This is a genomic window from Streptomyces sp. NPDC038135 (assembly GCF_055601245.1).
The window spans coordinates 445,599-459,838 of record NZ_JBVJXS010000004.1 but is presented as its reverse complement, the minus strand read 5'-3'; the positions used below and the strand labels follow the sequence as shown (position 1 = coordinate 459,838).

The 14,240-nt window shown below is 74.6% G+C and carries 18 protein-coding genes; 15 read left to right on the top strand and 3 right to left on the bottom strand.

Features of this window, described 5'->3' with window-relative positions:
* Nucleotides 1-27: 27 nt before the first annotated feature.
* Both ACZ7JA_RS13755 and ACZ7JA_RS13750 read left to right on the top strand, forming a co-directional pair.
* Nucleotides 28-1,620, top strand: a complete 1,593-nt coding sequence (locus tag ACZ7JA_RS13755; RefSeq protein ID WP_389297594.1) for an FAD-binding oxidoreductase — start codon at nt 28-30, stop codon at nt 1,618-1,620.
* A gap of 60 nt (nt 1,621-1,680) precedes the next feature.
* A complete protein-coding gene (locus tag ACZ7JA_RS13750) occupies nt 1,681-2,583 on the top strand; it encodes a YegS/Rv2252/BmrU family lipid kinase (RefSeq protein WP_389447611.1) in 903 nt (300 codons plus the stop codon).
* A 42-nt stretch (nt 2,584-2,625) separates the two neighbouring features.
* Here the strand turns inward: ACZ7JA_RS13750 and ACZ7JA_RS13745 are convergent, their stop codons facing one another.
* A complete protein-coding gene (locus ACZ7JA_RS13745) occupies nt 2,626-3,036 on the bottom strand; it encodes an ATP-binding protein (RefSeq protein WP_351663126.1) in 411 nt (136 codons plus the stop codon).
* 137 nt (nt 3,037-3,173) lie between these two features.
* Nucleotides 3,174-3,398 carry a hypothetical protein gene (locus tag ACZ7JA_RS13740; protein WP_174266375.1) on the bottom strand — a complete coding sequence of 75 codons (225 nt, stop codon included), beginning with the start codon at nt 3,396-3,398 and terminating at the stop codon, nt 3,174-3,176.
* Nucleotides 3,399-3,516: 118 nt separating this feature from the next.
* Here ACZ7JA_RS13740 and ACZ7JA_RS13735 point away from each other — a divergent pair, with 118 nt between their 5' ends.
* The 13 genes from ACZ7JA_RS13735 to ACZ7JA_RS13675 all read left to right on the top strand — a co-directional run bounded on the left by ACZ7JA_RS13735 (nt 3,517) and on the right by ACZ7JA_RS13675 (nt 13,334).
* A complete protein-coding gene (locus ACZ7JA_RS13735; RefSeq protein WP_351663129.1) occupies nt 3,517-4,026 on the top strand; it encodes an SRPBCC family protein in 510 nt (169 codons plus the stop codon).
* Nucleotides 4,019-5,638: a phytoene desaturase family protein gene (locus ACZ7JA_RS13730; protein WP_470808138.1), complete on the top strand. Its 1,620-nt coding sequence runs from the start codon at nt 4,019-4,021 to the stop codon at nt 5,636-5,638. The genes ACZ7JA_RS13735 and ACZ7JA_RS13730 overlap by 8 nt, the downstream gene beginning before the upstream one ends.
* Before the next feature lie 31 nt (nt 5,639-5,669).
* A complete protein-coding gene (locus ACZ7JA_RS13725; protein ID WP_351663135.1) occupies nt 5,670-6,122 on the top strand; it encodes a hypothetical protein in 453 nt (150 codons plus the stop codon).
* Nucleotides 6,119-7,030, top strand: coding sequence for an SDR family oxidoreductase (locus ACZ7JA_RS13720; protein WP_470808136.1), 912 nt, complete (start codon nt 6,119-6,121; stop codon nt 7,028-7,030). The genes ACZ7JA_RS13725 and ACZ7JA_RS13720 overlap by 4 nt, the downstream gene beginning before the upstream one ends.
* A 151-nt stretch (nt 7,031-7,181) precedes the next feature.
* Nucleotides 7,182-7,391 (top strand): hypothetical protein, encoded by a 210-nt coding sequence (locus ACZ7JA_RS13715; protein ID WP_470808134.1) that lies wholly within the window; start codon nt 7,182-7,184, stop codon nt 7,389-7,391.
* Between the two features lie 71 nt (nt 7,392-7,462).
* On the top strand, nt 7,463-7,696 hold the full coding sequence (locus tag ACZ7JA_RS13710) for a hypervirulence associated TUDOR domain-containing protein (RefSeq protein ID WP_351663149.1): 234 nt from the start codon (nt 7,463-7,465) through the stop codon (nt 7,694-7,696).
* Between the two features lie 33 nt (nt 7,697-7,729).
* Nucleotides 7,730-8,218 (top strand): MSMEG_6728 family protein, encoded by a 489-nt coding sequence (locus ACZ7JA_RS13705; protein WP_351663152.1) that lies wholly within the window; start codon nt 7,730-7,732, stop codon nt 8,216-8,218.
* 64 nt (nt 8,219-8,282) lie between these two features.
* Nucleotides 8,283-9,101, top strand: a complete 819-nt coding sequence (locus ACZ7JA_RS13700; RefSeq protein ID WP_470808540.1) for an oxygenase MpaB family protein — start codon at nt 8,283-8,285, stop codon at nt 9,099-9,101.
* Nucleotides 9,102-9,208: 107 nt separating this feature from the next.
* On the top strand, nt 9,209-10,906 hold the full coding sequence (locus ACZ7JA_RS13695) for a PP2C family protein-serine/threonine phosphatase (RefSeq protein ID WP_470808131.1): 1,698 nt from the start codon (nt 9,209-9,211) through the stop codon (nt 10,904-10,906).
* Nucleotides 10,903-11,997 (top strand): cobalamin B12-binding domain-containing protein, encoded by a 1,095-nt coding sequence (locus tag ACZ7JA_RS13690; protein WP_351663158.1) that lies wholly within the window; start codon nt 10,903-10,905, stop codon nt 11,995-11,997. The genes ACZ7JA_RS13695 and ACZ7JA_RS13690 overlap by 4 nt, the downstream gene beginning before the upstream one ends.
* Nucleotides 11,994-12,386 (top strand): STAS domain-containing protein, encoded by a 393-nt coding sequence (locus tag ACZ7JA_RS13685; RefSeq protein ID WP_470808130.1) that lies wholly within the window; start codon nt 11,994-11,996, stop codon nt 12,384-12,386. The genes ACZ7JA_RS13690 and ACZ7JA_RS13685 overlap by 4 nt, the downstream gene beginning before the upstream one ends.
* 44 nt (nt 12,387-12,430) lie before the next feature.
* Nucleotides 12,431-12,790, top strand: a complete 360-nt coding sequence (locus ACZ7JA_RS13680; protein ID WP_470808129.1) for an STAS domain-containing protein — start codon at nt 12,431-12,433, stop codon at nt 12,788-12,790.
* Between the two features lie 58 nt (nt 12,791-12,848).
* Nucleotides 12,849-13,334 (top strand): ATP-binding protein, encoded by a 486-nt coding sequence (locus tag ACZ7JA_RS13675; RefSeq protein ID WP_351663167.1) that lies wholly within the window; start codon nt 12,849-12,851, stop codon nt 13,332-13,334.
* Between the two features lie 27 nt (nt 13,335-13,361).
* On the opposite strand, the gene ACZ7JA_RS13670 is transcribed toward ACZ7JA_RS13675, so the two are convergent.
* On the bottom strand, nt 13,362-14,207 hold the full coding sequence (locus tag ACZ7JA_RS13670; protein WP_351663170.1) for a DUF1206 domain-containing protein: 846 nt from the start codon (nt 14,205-14,207) through the stop codon (nt 13,362-13,364).
* Between the last annotated feature and the right edge of the window lie 33 nt (nt 14,208-14,240).

Genomic DNA, 14,240 nt, shown 5'->3' with positions numbered 1-14,240 from the left:
ACACCGATCTGTGAGGACGACCCTTCGATGGACATGCTGTGGAACGGCTGGGGCGACCCGGCGAAGGCCGCACCGCTGCCCGGCACGGTGACCGAACTGCTGCGCGACCTGCTCGGCGTCACACCGCGCACCGCTCCGGCGCTCGCGCTCGAGGACATCCGGCTGCCCGCGACCACGGCCGCCCCGGCCGCGCTCAAGGCCCTCGCCCGGGCCGCCGGCGGCGAGGAGCACGTCCGCACGGACCCCGAGAGCCGTATCCGGCACACCCGTGGCAAGTCCACGCCCGACCTGCTCCGGCTGCGCGCCGGCGACGTCGCCGACGTACCGCAGGCCGTGGTCCTGCCCGCCTCCCACGACGAGGTCCTCGCCGTGCTGCGGGCCTGCGCCGAACACCGTCTGGCCGCCGTCCCGTTCGGCGGCGGCACCTCGGTCGTGGGCGGGCTCGCCCCCGAACGCAGCGCCTTCGTCGCCCTGGACCTGCGCCGCATGGACGGCCTGCTCGACCTCGACCCGGTCTCCCGCACCGCCGTGCTCCAGCCCGGCCTGCGCGCCCCCGAGGCCGAGGCACTGCTCGCCGAACAGGGATTCACCCTCGGCCACTTCCCGCAGTCCTACGAGTGGGCCACCATCGGGGGCTTCGCCGCCGCCCGCTCCAGCGGACAGGCCTCCGCCGGTTACGGCCGCTTCGACGACATGGTGCTCGGCCTGACCCTCGCCACCCCCGAGGGCACCATCGAGACCGGCCGCGCCCCGCGCTCCGCCGCCGGACCCGACCTGCGCCAGCTCGTCCTCGGCTCGGAGGGCGCCTTCGGCGTCATCACCTCCGTCCTCGTACGCATCCGCCCGCTGCCGCAGACCCGCGTCTACGAGGGCTGGCGGTTCGACTCCTTCGAGGAGGGCTCCGCGGCCCTGCGCCGGCTCGCCCAGGACGGACCGCGGCCCACCGTGCTGCGCCTGTCCGACGAGACCGAGACGCTCATCGGCCTCGCCCAGCCGGACGCCATCGGCTCCCGGCTCGAGCAGGGCGACGCCGGATGCATGGCCATCACCGGCTACGAGGGCACCGCCGAGGACACCGGCCGGCGCCGCGAGCGGGCGGCGGCCGTCCTGCGGGCCTGCGGCGGCACGCCGATCGGTGCCGAACCGGGCGAACGCTGGGCCCACGGCCGCTACTCCGCGCCCTACCTGCGCGACGCCCTGCTCGACGCGGGCGCCTTCGCCGAGACCCTGGAGACCGCCGCCTTCTGGTCCCGCATCCCCGACCTCTACACCGGCGTGCGCACGGCCCTCACCGACACCCTCACCCAGGCCGGCACCCCGCCGCTGGTGATGTGCCACATCTCCCACGTGTACGAGAACGGCGCCTCGCTGTACTTCACCGTCGTCAGCGCCCAGGGCAAGGACCCGGTCGCGCACTGGGCACCCGCCAAGCACGCCGCCAACGACGCCGTCCTGGCCGCCGGCGGCACCATCAGCCACCACCACGGGGTGGGCACCGACCACCGGGACTGGTACGTCAGGGAGACGGGCGCCCTCGGCGTCGACGCCCTGCGCGCCGTCAAGCACCGGCTGGACCCGGAGGGGATCCTCAACCCCGGTGTCCTGCTGCCCACCGACTGAACCGTGCCGCCCACCCCGCCGCCCCTTCCGCTCCCCCCGTCACCACCCGGAGGCACACCGATGCGACAGTTCACCGCCGTCGTCAACCCGACCGCGGGTGACTCGACAGGGGCGGCCGCACTGCTCCAGGTGGCCCGCCTGCTCCGCGAGGCCGGAGCCGGACTGGAGACGGAGTACAGCCACAGCCTCGCCCACGCCCAGGACGTCGCCCGGCAGGCCGGAGCACGCGGCCGGGTGGTCCTGGCGGTCGGCGGCGACGGCATGGCCGGCGGCATCGGCGGCGCGCTCAGCGGCACCGGCACCGTCCTCGGCCTCGTGCCCGCCGGGCGGGGCAACGACTTCGCGCGCGCCCTCGGCCTGCCCCGGGACCCCGCCGAACTCGCGGACATCCTGCTGCACGCCGAGCCCGCAGCCGTCGACACCATCGAGGTCGAATCGGCCGTCCACGAGCGCACCGTGGTCCTCGGCAGCGTCTACGCCGGCGTCGACGCGCTCGCCAACCGGCACGCCAACCGCACCCGGCTGCTGCGCGGCGCCGCCTCGTACTACGCCGGCGGCCTGCGGGCCGTCACCACCTGGCGGCCGGCCGACTACCGCGTCACCGTCGACGGCGAGGAACACCACCACCGCGGCTACACCGTCGTGGCCGCCAACTCGCCGTACTACGGCTTCGGCCGTCTCATCGCCCCCGGCGCGCGGGTCGACGACGGACTGCTCGACGTCGTGCTGATCCGCGAGGCGCCGCGCCTGCTGTTCTTCACCCTGATGAACGAACTGAAGACCGGTATCCATGTGCGGCGCCCCGAGGTACGCATCCTGCGCGGCCGCGAACTGCGCATCGAGGCCTCCCGGCCCGTTCCCTACGGGGCCGACGGCGAGGTGGAGGCCACCCTGCCGGTGACGCTCCGGGTGCGTCCCGCCGACCTGCCCGTGCTGTACCGGCCGGGCGCCGCCGGCGGCTGACGGGCCTCCCCGGCCGCCGGCGGCCGGGGAGCGGCCGCGGTGTCATCCGGTGTCCGGCGGCCGGAAACAGGCGTGCACGACCTTGCCGTCCGGGCAGGGGCGGGCCTGCCAGGTGTCGGCCAGCGCGTCGACGAGCAGCATGCCCCGCCCGCTCGGCCGCTCGGTGTCCGCCGGGCGGGGGACCGGCAGCTGCCGGGAACGGTCGTGGACGGACACGTGCAGACAGCTGCTGTCCCAGGTCAGCACCAGGTCGGCCGCGCTGTGCGCGTGCACGTGGGCGTTCGTGACCAGCTCCGAGATGGTCAGCAGCACGTCGTCCACGGTGTCCGGCGCCGACTCGGCCCAGCCCAGTGACCGAAGGTGCTCGCGCGCCCAGTCGCGAGCGGTCTTGACGCTCGAGTCCAGCGGCAGTGAGCGTGCCCAGCCCACCGCCCGCAATGATGATTCGCTCAATGTGCGCCCCTCCTGCTGTGGTCGTGCGACGCGGATACCCGCTCGGCGGGCATCGACGCGACCAGTACCCACAGGGGCACACCGGGCATCGGGCGGAATGCGCCGATACCCCCATCGGGGACGCGCGGCCCCTGCGCTCAGGTCCGGGTCTCGGCCTCCCACCGGTCCGGCCCCATGCCGCGCCAGTCGATCAGCGGCGAGTCCGCCACTTCCTCCGGCTCGATCTCCAGACCCGCCCGGCGCAGGAACTCGACCAGGTCGCGCACGCTGTGCGCGAGGCCGAGAATCTCACCGTCGACCCTCACCCGGCGCCCGCCGGTCGGGGACGGCAGCTGCACGATCACTGGACGCTTGCCGGGCATGGCTCCAGCATCGGCCGATTACGCCGCCCCCGCACCCGGGACGCGGACACGTGTCGGCGGGGCAGGCCAGGGCACTCGGCCAGGACAGTACGACGGACATATGCACCAGGAGGCGCACGTGGCGGTTCGGCATCGTCTGATCAAGGCCAGCCCGGCGAGGGTGTGGGAGGTCCTCGCCGACGGCAGCCGGTACGCGCAGTGGGTGGTGGGGACCGCCGCGTCCCAGCCCAAGGACGGCGACTGGCCGAAGGAGTCGGCGTCGATCAGCTACCAGATCCGGCTGGGCCCCTTCGAGGTCGGCAACGAGACGGTCGTACGCCGGTGCGTGGAGGGATCCGTCCTGGAACTCGAGGCCAACGCGGGCCCGCTCGGCACCGCCCGCATCAGCATCGAGCTGCGCAAATGGGGCGAGAACTGCCTGGTCATCGTCGACGAGCACCCGCTCCAGGGCGCCGGCGGGACCCTGCACAACCTCGGCTTCGAGGCGCTGATCCAGCTCCGCCACCGGGCCATGCTCGCGCGTCTGGCGAAGACCTGCGAAGGCGAGGACACCGCCGAGGAGCGGGCACGGCACCCGCGGACCGGCGGGCGGTACGCGACGGGCGGGAGCGGAGCCGGCCATGCCTGATGCCGTGGTGATCGGGGCCGGCCCCAACGGCCTGGTGGCCGCCAACGTGCTGCTGGACGCCGGTTGGAGCGTCACCGTGCTGGAGGAGCAGCCGGAGCCTGGCGGCGCCGTACGGCACGACCGGGGCGTGGACCCCGAGTTCGTCAGCGACATGTTCAGCTCCTTCTACCCCCTGGCGGCCGCGTCGCCCGTGCTCTCCGCGCTGCGCCTGGAGGAGCACGGACTGCGCTGGAGCCACGCGCCGAGCGTGCTGGCCCATCCGCTCACCGACGGCAGGTGCGCCGTGCTGCACCGGCGGACCGAGGACACGGCGGCGTCCCTCGAGTCCTTCGCGGCGGGCGACGGCGCCGCCTGGCACCGGCTGGTCGAGCTGTGGGGGAAGCTGAGCCCCGATGTCCTGGGCGCCCTGTTCACCCCCTTCCCGCCGGTCAAAGCCATGGCGAAGCTGGCCCTCGACCTGCGCGCCTCGGGCGGCCTGCGGGTGGCGCGCTCCCTGATCCTGCCCGTGCGCCGCATGGGCGAGGAGGAGTTCCGCGGCGAGGGCGGCCGGCTGCTGCTGGCCGGCAACGCGCTGCACGCCGACCTCGCCCCCGAGTCCGCGGGCAGCGGAGGCTTCGGCTGGCTGATGTCCATGCTGGGACAGACCTACGGCTTCCCCGTGCCGGTGGGCGGCTCCGGAGAGCTCACCGCCGCGCTCGTACGCCGGATCCGCAGCCGCGGGGGAGAGCTGCACTGCGGGCGGCGCGTCGAACGGGTCGTGGTGCGCGGCGGGCGGGCCGTGGGCGTCCGCACGGCCGACGGACAGGCGGTGGCCGCCCGGCGCGCCGTGCTCGCCGACGTCGCCGTGCCCGCCCTGTACGAGGAACTGGTCGGCCCCGAGCACCTGCCGCCCCAGGTGCTGGACGACCTGCGGCGCTTCCAGTGGGACTTCGCCACCTTCAAGGTCGACTGGGCGCTCGACGGCCCGGTGCCCTGGCAGGACGAGCGGGCCGCCGGCGCCGGGACCGTCCACCTGGCCGACGGCATGGACGAACTGACCCGCTTCGCCGCGCAGATCGCCATGCGCCAGGTTCCCGACCGCCCCTTCTCCCTGTTCGGCCAGATGACCACGGCCGACGCCACCCGGTCCCCCGAGGGCACCGAGGCGGCATGGGCCTACACGCACATCCCGCACGACATCCGCGGAGACGCCGGCGACGAGGGCATCACCGGGAAGTGGGGCCCCGACGACCAGGAGCGCATGGCGGACCGGGTCGAGCGCCAGGTCGAACGCTTCGCGCCCGGCTTCCGGTCCCGCATCCGCGCCCGGCGCGTCCTGGCGCCGCCCGCACTGGCGTCACTCGACGCCAACCTCTGCGGAGGCGCCATCAACGGCGGCACGACCGCAATGCATCAGCAGCTCGTCTTCCGTCCGCTGCCCGGCACGGGACGGCCGGAGACCCCCGTGCCGGGTCTCTACCTGGCCTCCGCCGGCGCCCACCCCGGCGGTGGTGTGCACGGTGCGTGCGGGGCGAACGCGGCCCGGGCCGTGCTCCGCGGCCACCGCGTCAGGGGCCTGGCCGGCGCCCAGCGGCTGCTCGCCCGGCGCGACCGGACCGGCCGCCGGCGCTGACGGCCGGAAACAGCGAACAGCAGGGAGCGGCATGAGCGAACAGCAGGACGGCCCCGACCGCCGGCACCGGCGCCCGGAGGGCGTCGACGACAAGACGGTCGAGGCCCTCGGATCCCTTTCGAAGGCCCTGGAGACGACGGAACGGGCCCGCGGCAGCCTCTACGACTTCCACCAGCTCACCGGCGGCGCCGACCTCGAACTGGACCGCGCGGTCGCCCTGCTACGGGAGGCCGGGCACCCGGAGTGGGCCGACAAGGTCGAGACGGAGATCCTGGGCCGCAACGTCATCCCCGGACACTGGACCTTCCAGATCATCGAGGCCTACGACCGGACCTACTACCAGCCGTTCCGGGAGCTCGAACGCAGCGCGGTCGACGAACTCGCCCAGGGACGGGACCACTTGTACGAGGCGGAGATGAAGGAGGCCCGCCGTACCGCCGGGCACCCGAACCACACCGCCCGGCCGGGAACGGAGGAGACATGACGCCCGGCGGCAGCCCCCTGCGGGGCCGGGTCGTCGTGGTGACCGGCGCGGCACGCGGCCTGGGCGCCGCGCTCGCGCACGAGGTCGCCCGCCGCGGCGGGACGCCGGCGCTGCTGGGCCACGAGCCCGCCCTGCTGGCGGAGGTCGCCGCCCGGCTGCCGGGGCCCTCCCTGGTCCACGAGGTCGACATCACCGACGCCCCGGGGCTGCGGGCGGCCGCCGAGGAGGTGCGCCGCCGTATCGGGCGCCCGTCCGCCGTGATCGCGAACGCCGGTGTCGCCGAGGGCGGCCCCTTCGCGACCTCGGACCCCGCCGAGTGGCGCCGTGTCATCGAGGTGAACCTCGTCGGCAGCGCCCAGACGGCCCGGGCCTTCCTGCCGGACCTGGTGGACACGGCCGGCTACTACCTGCAGATCGCCTCCCTGGCCTCGATGGGCGCCGCGCCCATGATGAGCGCCTACTGCGCCTCCAAGGCCGGAGTGGAGGCCTTCACGCACTCGCTGCGGGCCGAGGTCGCCCACGGCGGGGTGGGCGTGGGCATCGCCTACCTCAACTGGATGGACACGGAGATGATCCGCGACGCCGACCGGCATGCCGTGCTGCGGGAACTGCGCGGTCACATGCCGCCGCCGGCCCGCCGCACGTACCGCGCCGACGACGTCGCCGCACGGGTCGTCCGCGGGCTGGAGCGCCGCCGGACGGCGATCTACGCACCGGCCTGGCTGCGGCTCGTCCAGCCCGTGCGCGCCGCCCTGCCGCCGGTGGTCCTGCGGCTGTCCCGCCGCGAACTGCCCCGGCTGGAGGAACGGGAACCGCTGCTGCACACCGGGCTGCTCGGCGCCGGCGGCGACGCCGACCGCGCCGCGGCCGGGGCCGGGGCCGGGGCGGGCGGACGAGAGGACGGGTGACGGCTTGGAGGAACCGGGAGCGGCCGGGACCGCGGCCGCGTCGGTGTCCGAAGGTGCGCGCGGATGCGGGCGAGTGCCGCGACCGGAGCCGCGGCACTCGCCGGCGCGTCAGCCCCGGTCGGCGAGCTTGCCGATCAGATGGGGGCGCGGCATGTCGCCGCTGGGCTCGGGCCTGATGTACCTCCCGAGGGGCGCCGGGTTCTTCGGGGCCACCGCTCTCGGCGGCAGGGCCGTGAGCCGGCTGGGCCGGTGGGCGCCGGCCGTCGGCACCTCCCTGGTCGCCCTCGGCTACGGCGGACTCGCCCGACCGACGGCGACGCCGGTCCGCGCCGTGCCCCGTGCCGTCGGACACGAGGACTGACGGCCATGACACGGGGGACCCGGCGCAACGACCGACGACCACGGCAGGGGGGCCCGAAAGGACCGATGACCATGGCCAGGAGCAAGCGCGAGGGTTCCGGCGACGATCTCTCCAAGGGCGACAAGGTGGCCTGGAAGAGCCACGGGAGCAGCACGGAGGGCGAGGTCGAGCGGAAGCTCACCAAGCGCACCGAGGCCGCCGGACGCACGGTGGACGCCTCGCCCGACGACCCGCAGTACGAGGTCCGCAGCGCGAAGTCGGGCAAGCGGGCGGTGCACAAGCCGTCCGCCCTGCGCAAGAAGTGACGCGGACCACCGCGGAAGGCGAGGACGGCCCCCATGCAGACATTCCTGCCCGACCCCGACTTCCACCGCTCCGCCCTGCTCCTGGACCGCCGGCGCCTCGGCAAACAGCGGGTCGAGGCGCTCCAGGTCCTGCGCGGCCTGACCGTCCCCGGATACGGATGGCGCCGGCACCCCGCCGTGCGCATGTGGACCGGGTACGAGGAGGCCCTGGTGCGCTACGGCCTGGAGATCTGCCGGGTCTGGCGGGACCGGGGCCACCAGGACAGCTGCGCCGCCTCGCTGGTCGCCGGCCTCGCCGCGGAGCGCCCCGGCGCCCCCGTGCGCGACCAGGCGGTTCTCGAGGCGGCCGGCGAGCTGCCGCCCTGGCTCGGCGACGAGGACTTCCACCGCAGCCACCGCTCCGCGCTCGTCCGCAAGGACCCCGAGACCTACGGGCACGCGTTCCCCGGCGTGCCCGACGACCTGCCGTATGTGTGGCCGCGATCGGACCGGGAACGAGACGGGGTGTCCGCCGGCGAGTGACGCGGGCGGCCGACGGGAGACGGGAGAAGCCGTGCTGCCGGACCTGCGCACCCGACTCGGGGCGATGCTCTTCCGCCGGGTCGCGGGCCCCGACGGACGGGAGACCCGCGCCCGCATCCATGACACCCCCGGCCCCCGCTGGTTCGGGCCCGACCGGCCCATCAGGACCGTCCACGGCGACGCCTCGATGTTCATCGGCGGGGTGAGCGCCCTGCTGCTGCAGTCCCTGCACCCCCTCGCGATGGCGGCCGTCGACGCCCACTCCGGCTACCGCGGCGACCCCTGGGGACGGCTGCAGCGCACCAGCGCCTTCCTGGCCGTCACCACCTACGGCACGGCGGCGGACGCACAGGCGGCCGTCGACCAGGTCCGCGGCATCCACGAGAACGTGCGCGGGCGCACCCGGCGGGGTGAGCCTTACCACGCCGCCGACCCCCACCTGCTCGGCTGGGTGCACACCGCAGAGACGGAATGCTTCCTGCGCGCCCACGAACGCTACGGCGCCCACCGCCTCGACGCGGCCGGGTACGACGGCTACACGGCCGACACCGCGCTCGTCGCCGAGGCCCTCGGGGTGAGCGACCCGCCACGCGACCGCCGGGCCCTGTCCGACCGGCTCGAGCGCTACCGGCCCGAACTCCGGGCCACCCCCGAGGCGCGCGCCGTGGCCCGCTTCCTGCTCCTCGAACCGCCCGTGCCGCTCGCGGTGCGCCCCCTGTACGGCGCCCTGGCGGCGAACGCCGTGAACCTCCTGCCCGACTGGGCCCGCGAGCTGCTGCGCCTGCCCCGGCTCCCCCTGGTGGAGGACCTCACGGTGCGCCCGGCCGGTCATCTGCTCACCCGTACCATCCGCTGGGCCATGGCGCCGCCGCCGTCGTCCTGACGGTGCGCGAATGCCTGGGGGCGGCTTGCTTCCGGACGGTGGATGCGGGACGGTTGCCAAAGGACAACATCCCCTGACGCAGGAAGGTGGTGGGGCGCGCGGCTCGCGTGCCCCCGCTTGTGTGCGCTTCCCCGAGTTCTTTTGCCGACCCGCGGGACGCCGGCGTCAACGTCGGCGCGACCTGGGGTGATGCCCCCTACCCGGTGCTCGTCATCGACCGGAACGGCGGTCTCGCCGGCCTGAACGCCGCCGCCCGCCGGCTCCTGCCGCACGGGAACGGCGACGGCGCGCCACAGCACCTGGTGCCGTCCTGGCTGTCCGCGGCCCACCAGCGCCTCACCGAAGGACCGGCGGGTGCCTTCACCGGCCCGCTGACCGGAGAGATCGACGAGCGCCGTTACGAGGCGCATGCCACCCCGTCGGAGGACGGGGGCGTCGTGTGGTGGCTCATCGACGACACCGACCGGCGGGTGGCCGAGAGCGCCCTGCACAGCTCGCAGGAGCGGGTGGCCGTCCTGTCGGCCGTGTCCAGCAGACTGCTGTCCACCCTCAACGTGCCGCGCTGCGCCGAGGCGACCGTGGGCATGGCCGCGGAGCACCTGGCCGAGGCCGCGGTGCTCGTGTTGCCCCCGCAGGGGCGCCGGCACATCCTGACCTACGCCCAGCGGGGGCGTCCCGTCCAGCGGGCCCTGCGGCGGATCGACCCGCGCGCCGTGCACGGTCTGGCGGAGGCCCTGCAGGGGTTCCCGCCGGTCCCGGCGAGGTGGATCGACCCCGACGGCCTTCCCGACTGGGTGGTCCCGGACGGCTTCGAAGGACCCGTCGGCTCGGTGATCGTCACCCCGCTGCCCGGGCACGGCGTCCCCGCCGGGGCCCTCATCCTGCTCCGCTCCGGAACCGAGCGGGTCTTCACCGAGGGCGAGGAGGTCTTCGCCCGGCTGTTCGCCGCCCGGGCCGGAGCCGCCCTGTCCGCCGCCCGCCTGTACACCGAGCAGACCGCCATAACGGCCACGCTCATGCGCGAGCTCCTGCCGCCCGCCCTGCACACGGTGGACGGGGTCGAGTACGCCGGGCAGTACCGCCCCGCCGGGGACGAAGAGCGCGTCGGCGGTGACTTCTACGACTTCCACCCCGGCGCCGAGGCCTCCCAGGAGACCCTGGTCGTGCTCGGCGACGTCGCGGGCAAGGGCCTGGACGCGGCCGTGCTCACCGGCAAGATCCGCAACACCCTGCACGCCCTGCTGCCCCTGGCCGGAAACCACGACGAGGTGCTGAAACTGCTGAACGGCGCCCTGCTGACCACCCAGCACACCCGGTTCGCCACCCTGGTGCTGGCCTCGGTGCGCCGCCGCGACGACCGGGTGCACGTACGACTGACCAGCGCCGGACACCTGCCGCCGCTGATCGTGCGCCGCGACGGCACCGTGGAGGAGGCGCCCACCCGGGGCACCCTGGTCGGCGCGCTGCCGGAGATCAGCTCGGTCGGCGTGGAGGTGGTGCTCGGCCCGGGCGAGACCTGCCTGCTGTACACGGACGGCATCACCGAGGCGCGCGGCGGGCCGCTCGGCGACGAGATGTTCGGCGAGCGGCGGCTGCGCCGGACCCTGGCCGAGTGCGCCGGAATGCCGGCCGAGGCCGTGGTGGAGCGGGTGCAGATGATCGCCGCCCAGTGGATCGGCACGGGCCGCCACGACGACATGGCGACCGTCGCCGTCAGCGCCCCGGCGAAGGGCGTCCCCGCGAGGGCGCCGGCGGGCGCCGCGGACCACGGCGGCGCCGGCGAGCGCGGCGGGAGGCGCAGGTGAGCCTTCCGATACAGGTGGGCGGGACTGAGGACCGGCTCTGGCGGGCCGTCGTGGACGGCGACGAGTACAGCGCGGTCGGCATCGTGCACGGCGCTCTCGCCGAGGGCGTCGACGAGGAGACCCTGCTGCTGGACGTCATCGCCCGGGTCCAGGCCAAGGTCGGCACCGAGTGGGCCGCCAACCGCATCAGCGTCGCCCAGGAACACGCCGCCACCGCGATCAACGAGCGGGTGGTCGCCGCCCTGGCCCATCGCCAGGACGCCGGCCCGCACCCGCGCGAGTACCGCGGACGGGTGACGGTCAGTTGTGTGGACGGGGAGTGGCACGCCTTCCCCGCCCGGCTGGTCGCGGAGGTACTGCGCCTGCGCGGCTGGCAGGTCGACTATCTGGGAGCGCAGACCCCCACCTCCCATCTGGTCGCCCACCTGCACCACACCAACCCGCGTGCGGTGCTGCTGTCCGGGTCCATCCCCACCCACCTGCCCACCGCGCACGCGGCCATCACGGCCTGCCAGGCGGTCGGTGTCCCGGTACTGGCCGGCGGCCGCGCGTTCGGCCCGCGGGGCCGCTACGCGTACGCGCTCGGCGCGGACCGGTGGGCGGCCGACGCCCGCGGCGCGGCGGCGGCACTGGAGGCCGACCTGCCGCACCCGGACCCGGCCGCCGCCCGGCAGATCGTGGACGACCTGCCGCACCTGGCCGACCAGGAGTACACGATGGTCGTCCAGTCGCGCGGCACGCTCGTCAAACAGACGCTGCAGGACCTGGAGGACCGTTTCCCCGCACTGCGTGCGTACAGCGACGAGCAGCGGGAGCGGACCGCCGAGGACATCGCGCACATCGTGGGCTTCCTGGCCACGGCGCTCTACGTCGACGACGCCGAGGTGTTCACCGGCTTCCTGCTGTGGACCGCCGAGATCCTCGAGGCGCGGAGCGTTCCGGCGCTCTCCCTGGTCAGCGGCCTGGACGCGCTGTCCGACCGGTTGCGCGACTTCCCGCGTACCCTGAAAATGCTCCGCGAGGGCGTCACCGCCCTTCTCGAGCGCGCCCACTCGCCCGCTCACGCATCCGGACCCGACCTGCACGTATGACCCAGCACCCTGCCATCGAATTCGGCCTCGCCACGGACAGCGCGCCGTCCACCCTGACCGTGCGCGTGTCCGGGGAACTCGACTACGACACCTGCGACGATCTGGTGGACACCGTCGTCGACGGCCTCGCCGAGCAGCCGGCCCCCCGTCATGTGCGCCTGGACTTCGCCGCGCTCACCTGGATCGACTCCATGGGACTGTCCGCGCTGCTGATGATCCACCGGCACACCCGGGCGGCCGGCGCCGCGCTGCACCTGGACAACCGGCCCGACGTCCTGGAGCGCATGCTGCGTCACACCAACGTGCTCGGACCCCTCACGGCACCCGTCGCCGCGGGTGAACCGGGGCCGCCGGAAGCGGGCGGCCGCACCGGGGCGGTGGTCTCGTGACACCGGCCTCGCCTTCGCCCGACCGCGGATGGCAGGATGACGGCATGCGGTGGGGATCCGAGACAACGGTGCAGGTCGCGCGGCACGCGCGCGTCCTGGAGATCAAGGTGCGCGGGGAGGTCGACTACGACGAGTGCGACCTGCTGCGCGCGGCCTGGGCCGAGGCCGACGAGTCCGATCTGCCCACCACCGTGGTGGACCTCTCCGGTGTCACCTTCGGCGACAGCCAGTTGCTCAGCGCCCTCCTCGACGCCCAGCGCCGCCACCGCGCGAGGGGCCGCGAGTTCGTGATCCTCGGCCCGCTCCAGGAGGGCCTGGTCCGGCTGCTGACCATCAGCGGCACCATCGGGCACTTCACGATCACCGACTCCCGCGACAGCGCGCTGCCCAGCGACACCTCCTGAGGCGCGGTGCACCACCTGAAATGACGGGAAGGATGCCTGGAACACCGAGGGGGACGGAATGTCCGTGACGCACGAGGGCGAGGGCGGCCCGGGGCCGCACAGGACGGCGGTCCCACCGGACGGCCCGGCCGGCAGCGCCGCCGGGCCGGCGGACGCGCTCCTCTTCAGCGCGACCTGGGCCGAGGGGGCCCTGCGCATCGCCGACGCGCGCGGCGCCGTCCGCACCCTCCTCGCCCGGGCCGGGCACTCTCCCGCGCAGCGTCCCAGCCAGGACGCGCAACTGGTGGTCAGCGAACTGATCACCAACGCGCTGCGCCACGCTCCCGGCCCCTGCGGCATGCTGCTGGAGATCTCACCCGGCCGGCGCGAACTGCGCGTCACCGTCTCGGACACCTCCCACCGCCCGCCCGTGGTCCGGCCCGTGGACGCCGAGCGCATGGGCGGCCGCGGTCTGCACCTCGTGCTGCGGATCTGCGGGCGCCTGCGCGTCACCCGGGACGACCGGGGCAAACGGGTCACGGCCACGATGCCGCTGCCCGGCTGAGCGGGCGACCGGCCGGGGGAGGCCGGTTCAGACCTCGCGCCAGCGGGCGTTGCACCAGGAGAAGACGCCGAACGCGGCCAGGCCGAGGGCGACGAGGGCGAGCAGCCACGGACCGGCCGGCATGTCGCGGAACGAGCGCAGCGTGTCGTCCATGCCCTTGGCCTTGCCGGGCTGGTGCTGCACCGCCGCGACCAGCGCGAAGACCCCGGCGACGGAGAACACCAGACCCCGGGCCGTGCCGCCGGCGACTCCGAAGAAGTCGGTGAAGCGCTTGGCCTTCCGGGACATCTCCGCGGTCCGCAGGTGCTTGCGGTACTTCTTCATCACGGCCCGGGCGGCGATCCACAGCCCGGCGACCACCACGGCCGCCCCGGCGAGACCGACGATCCACTGTCCGCCCGGCCACTTCAGCACGGTGGCGGTGACGTCGTCGGTGTTCCGGTCGGAGGAGCCGCTGCCGCTGCCCTTGTCGCCGGCGGCGTACGACAGGACCGAGAAGGAGAGGAAGGCGTAGAACACCGCCCGGGCCGCGGCCATGGCCCGCTTGGACGCCTTGTGCCCGTCCGCGCCGGCCCCGCCGAACACCGCCTCCGACAGCCGCCACAGCGCCATGCCGGCGAGGGCGACGCCGACGATCCACAGCATCGCCGAGCCGAACGGCTTGTTCGCGAGTTCACTCAGCGCGCCACCGCGGTCGGCCTGCTTGCCGCCGCCTTCGCCGCCGAACGCCATCTGCAGGGCTATCACGCCCACCAGCAGGTAGATCAGTCCTCGGGCGGCGAATCCCGAACGGGCCGCCGCGGCCATCGCCGTGCTGTCGGCCGCGCGGCGGGCGTTGCCCCGTCCGCGCAGGGCCCATGACTGTGCATTCATACTGCGCCGATGCCCCCGGACTCGGTTTCGACA

What these genes read in the sequence shown, in the direction of transcription:
- ACZ7JA_RS13675 (WP_351663167.1), top strand. Translation starts at nt 12,849, where the DNA reads ATGTCCGTGACGCACGAGGGCGAGGGCGGCCCGGGGCCGCACAGGACG.
- ACZ7JA_RS13750 (WP_389447611.1), top strand. Translation starts at nt 1,681, where the DNA reads ATGCGACAGTTCACCGCCGTCGTCAACCCGACCGCGGGTGACTCGACA.
- ACZ7JA_RS13725 (WP_351663135.1), top strand. Translation starts at nt 5,670, where the DNA reads ATGAGCGAACAGCAGGACGGCCCCGACCGCCGGCACCGGCGCCCGGAG.
- ACZ7JA_RS13700 (WP_470808540.1), top strand. Translation starts at nt 8,283, where the DNA reads ATGCTCTTCCGCCGGGTCGCGGGCCCCGACGGACGGGAGACCCGCGCC.
- ACZ7JA_RS13705 (WP_351663152.1), top strand. Translation starts at nt 7,730, where the DNA reads ATGCAGACATTCCTGCCCGACCCCGACTTCCACCGCTCCGCCCTGCTC.
- ACZ7JA_RS13680 (WP_470808129.1), top strand. Translation starts at nt 12,431, where the DNA reads ATGCGGTGGGGATCCGAGACAACGGTGCAGGTCGCGCGGCACGCGCGC.
- ACZ7JA_RS13720 (WP_470808136.1), top strand. Translation starts at nt 6,119, where the DNA reads ATGACGCCCGGCGGCAGCCCCCTGCGGGGCCGGGTCGTCGTGGTGACC.
- ACZ7JA_RS13715 (WP_470808134.1), top strand. Translation starts at nt 7,182, where the DNA reads ATGTCGCCGCTGGGCTCGGGCCTGATGTACCTCCCGAGGGGCGCCGGG.
- ACZ7JA_RS13670 (WP_351663170.1), bottom strand. Translation starts at nt 14,207, where the DNA reads ATGAATGCACAGTCATGGGCCCTGCGCGGACGGGGCAACGCCCGCCGC.
- ACZ7JA_RS13710 (WP_351663149.1), top strand. Translation starts at nt 7,463, where the DNA reads ATGGCCAGGAGCAAGCGCGAGGGTTCCGGCGACGATCTCTCCAAGGGC.
- ACZ7JA_RS13730 (WP_470808138.1), top strand. Translation starts at nt 4,019, where the DNA reads ATGCCTGATGCCGTGGTGATCGGGGCCGGCCCCAACGGCCTGGTGGCC.
- ACZ7JA_RS13755 (WP_389297594.1), top strand. Translation starts at nt 28, where the DNA reads ATGGACATGCTGTGGAACGGCTGGGGCGACCCGGCGAAGGCCGCACCG.
- ACZ7JA_RS13685 (WP_470808130.1), top strand. Translation starts at nt 11,994, where the DNA reads ATGACCCAGCACCCTGCCATCGAATTCGGCCTCGCCACGGACAGCGCG.
- ACZ7JA_RS13740 (WP_174266375.1), bottom strand. Translation starts at nt 3,398, where the DNA reads ATGCCCGGCAAGCGTCCAGTGATCGTGCAGCTGCCGTCCCCGACCGGC.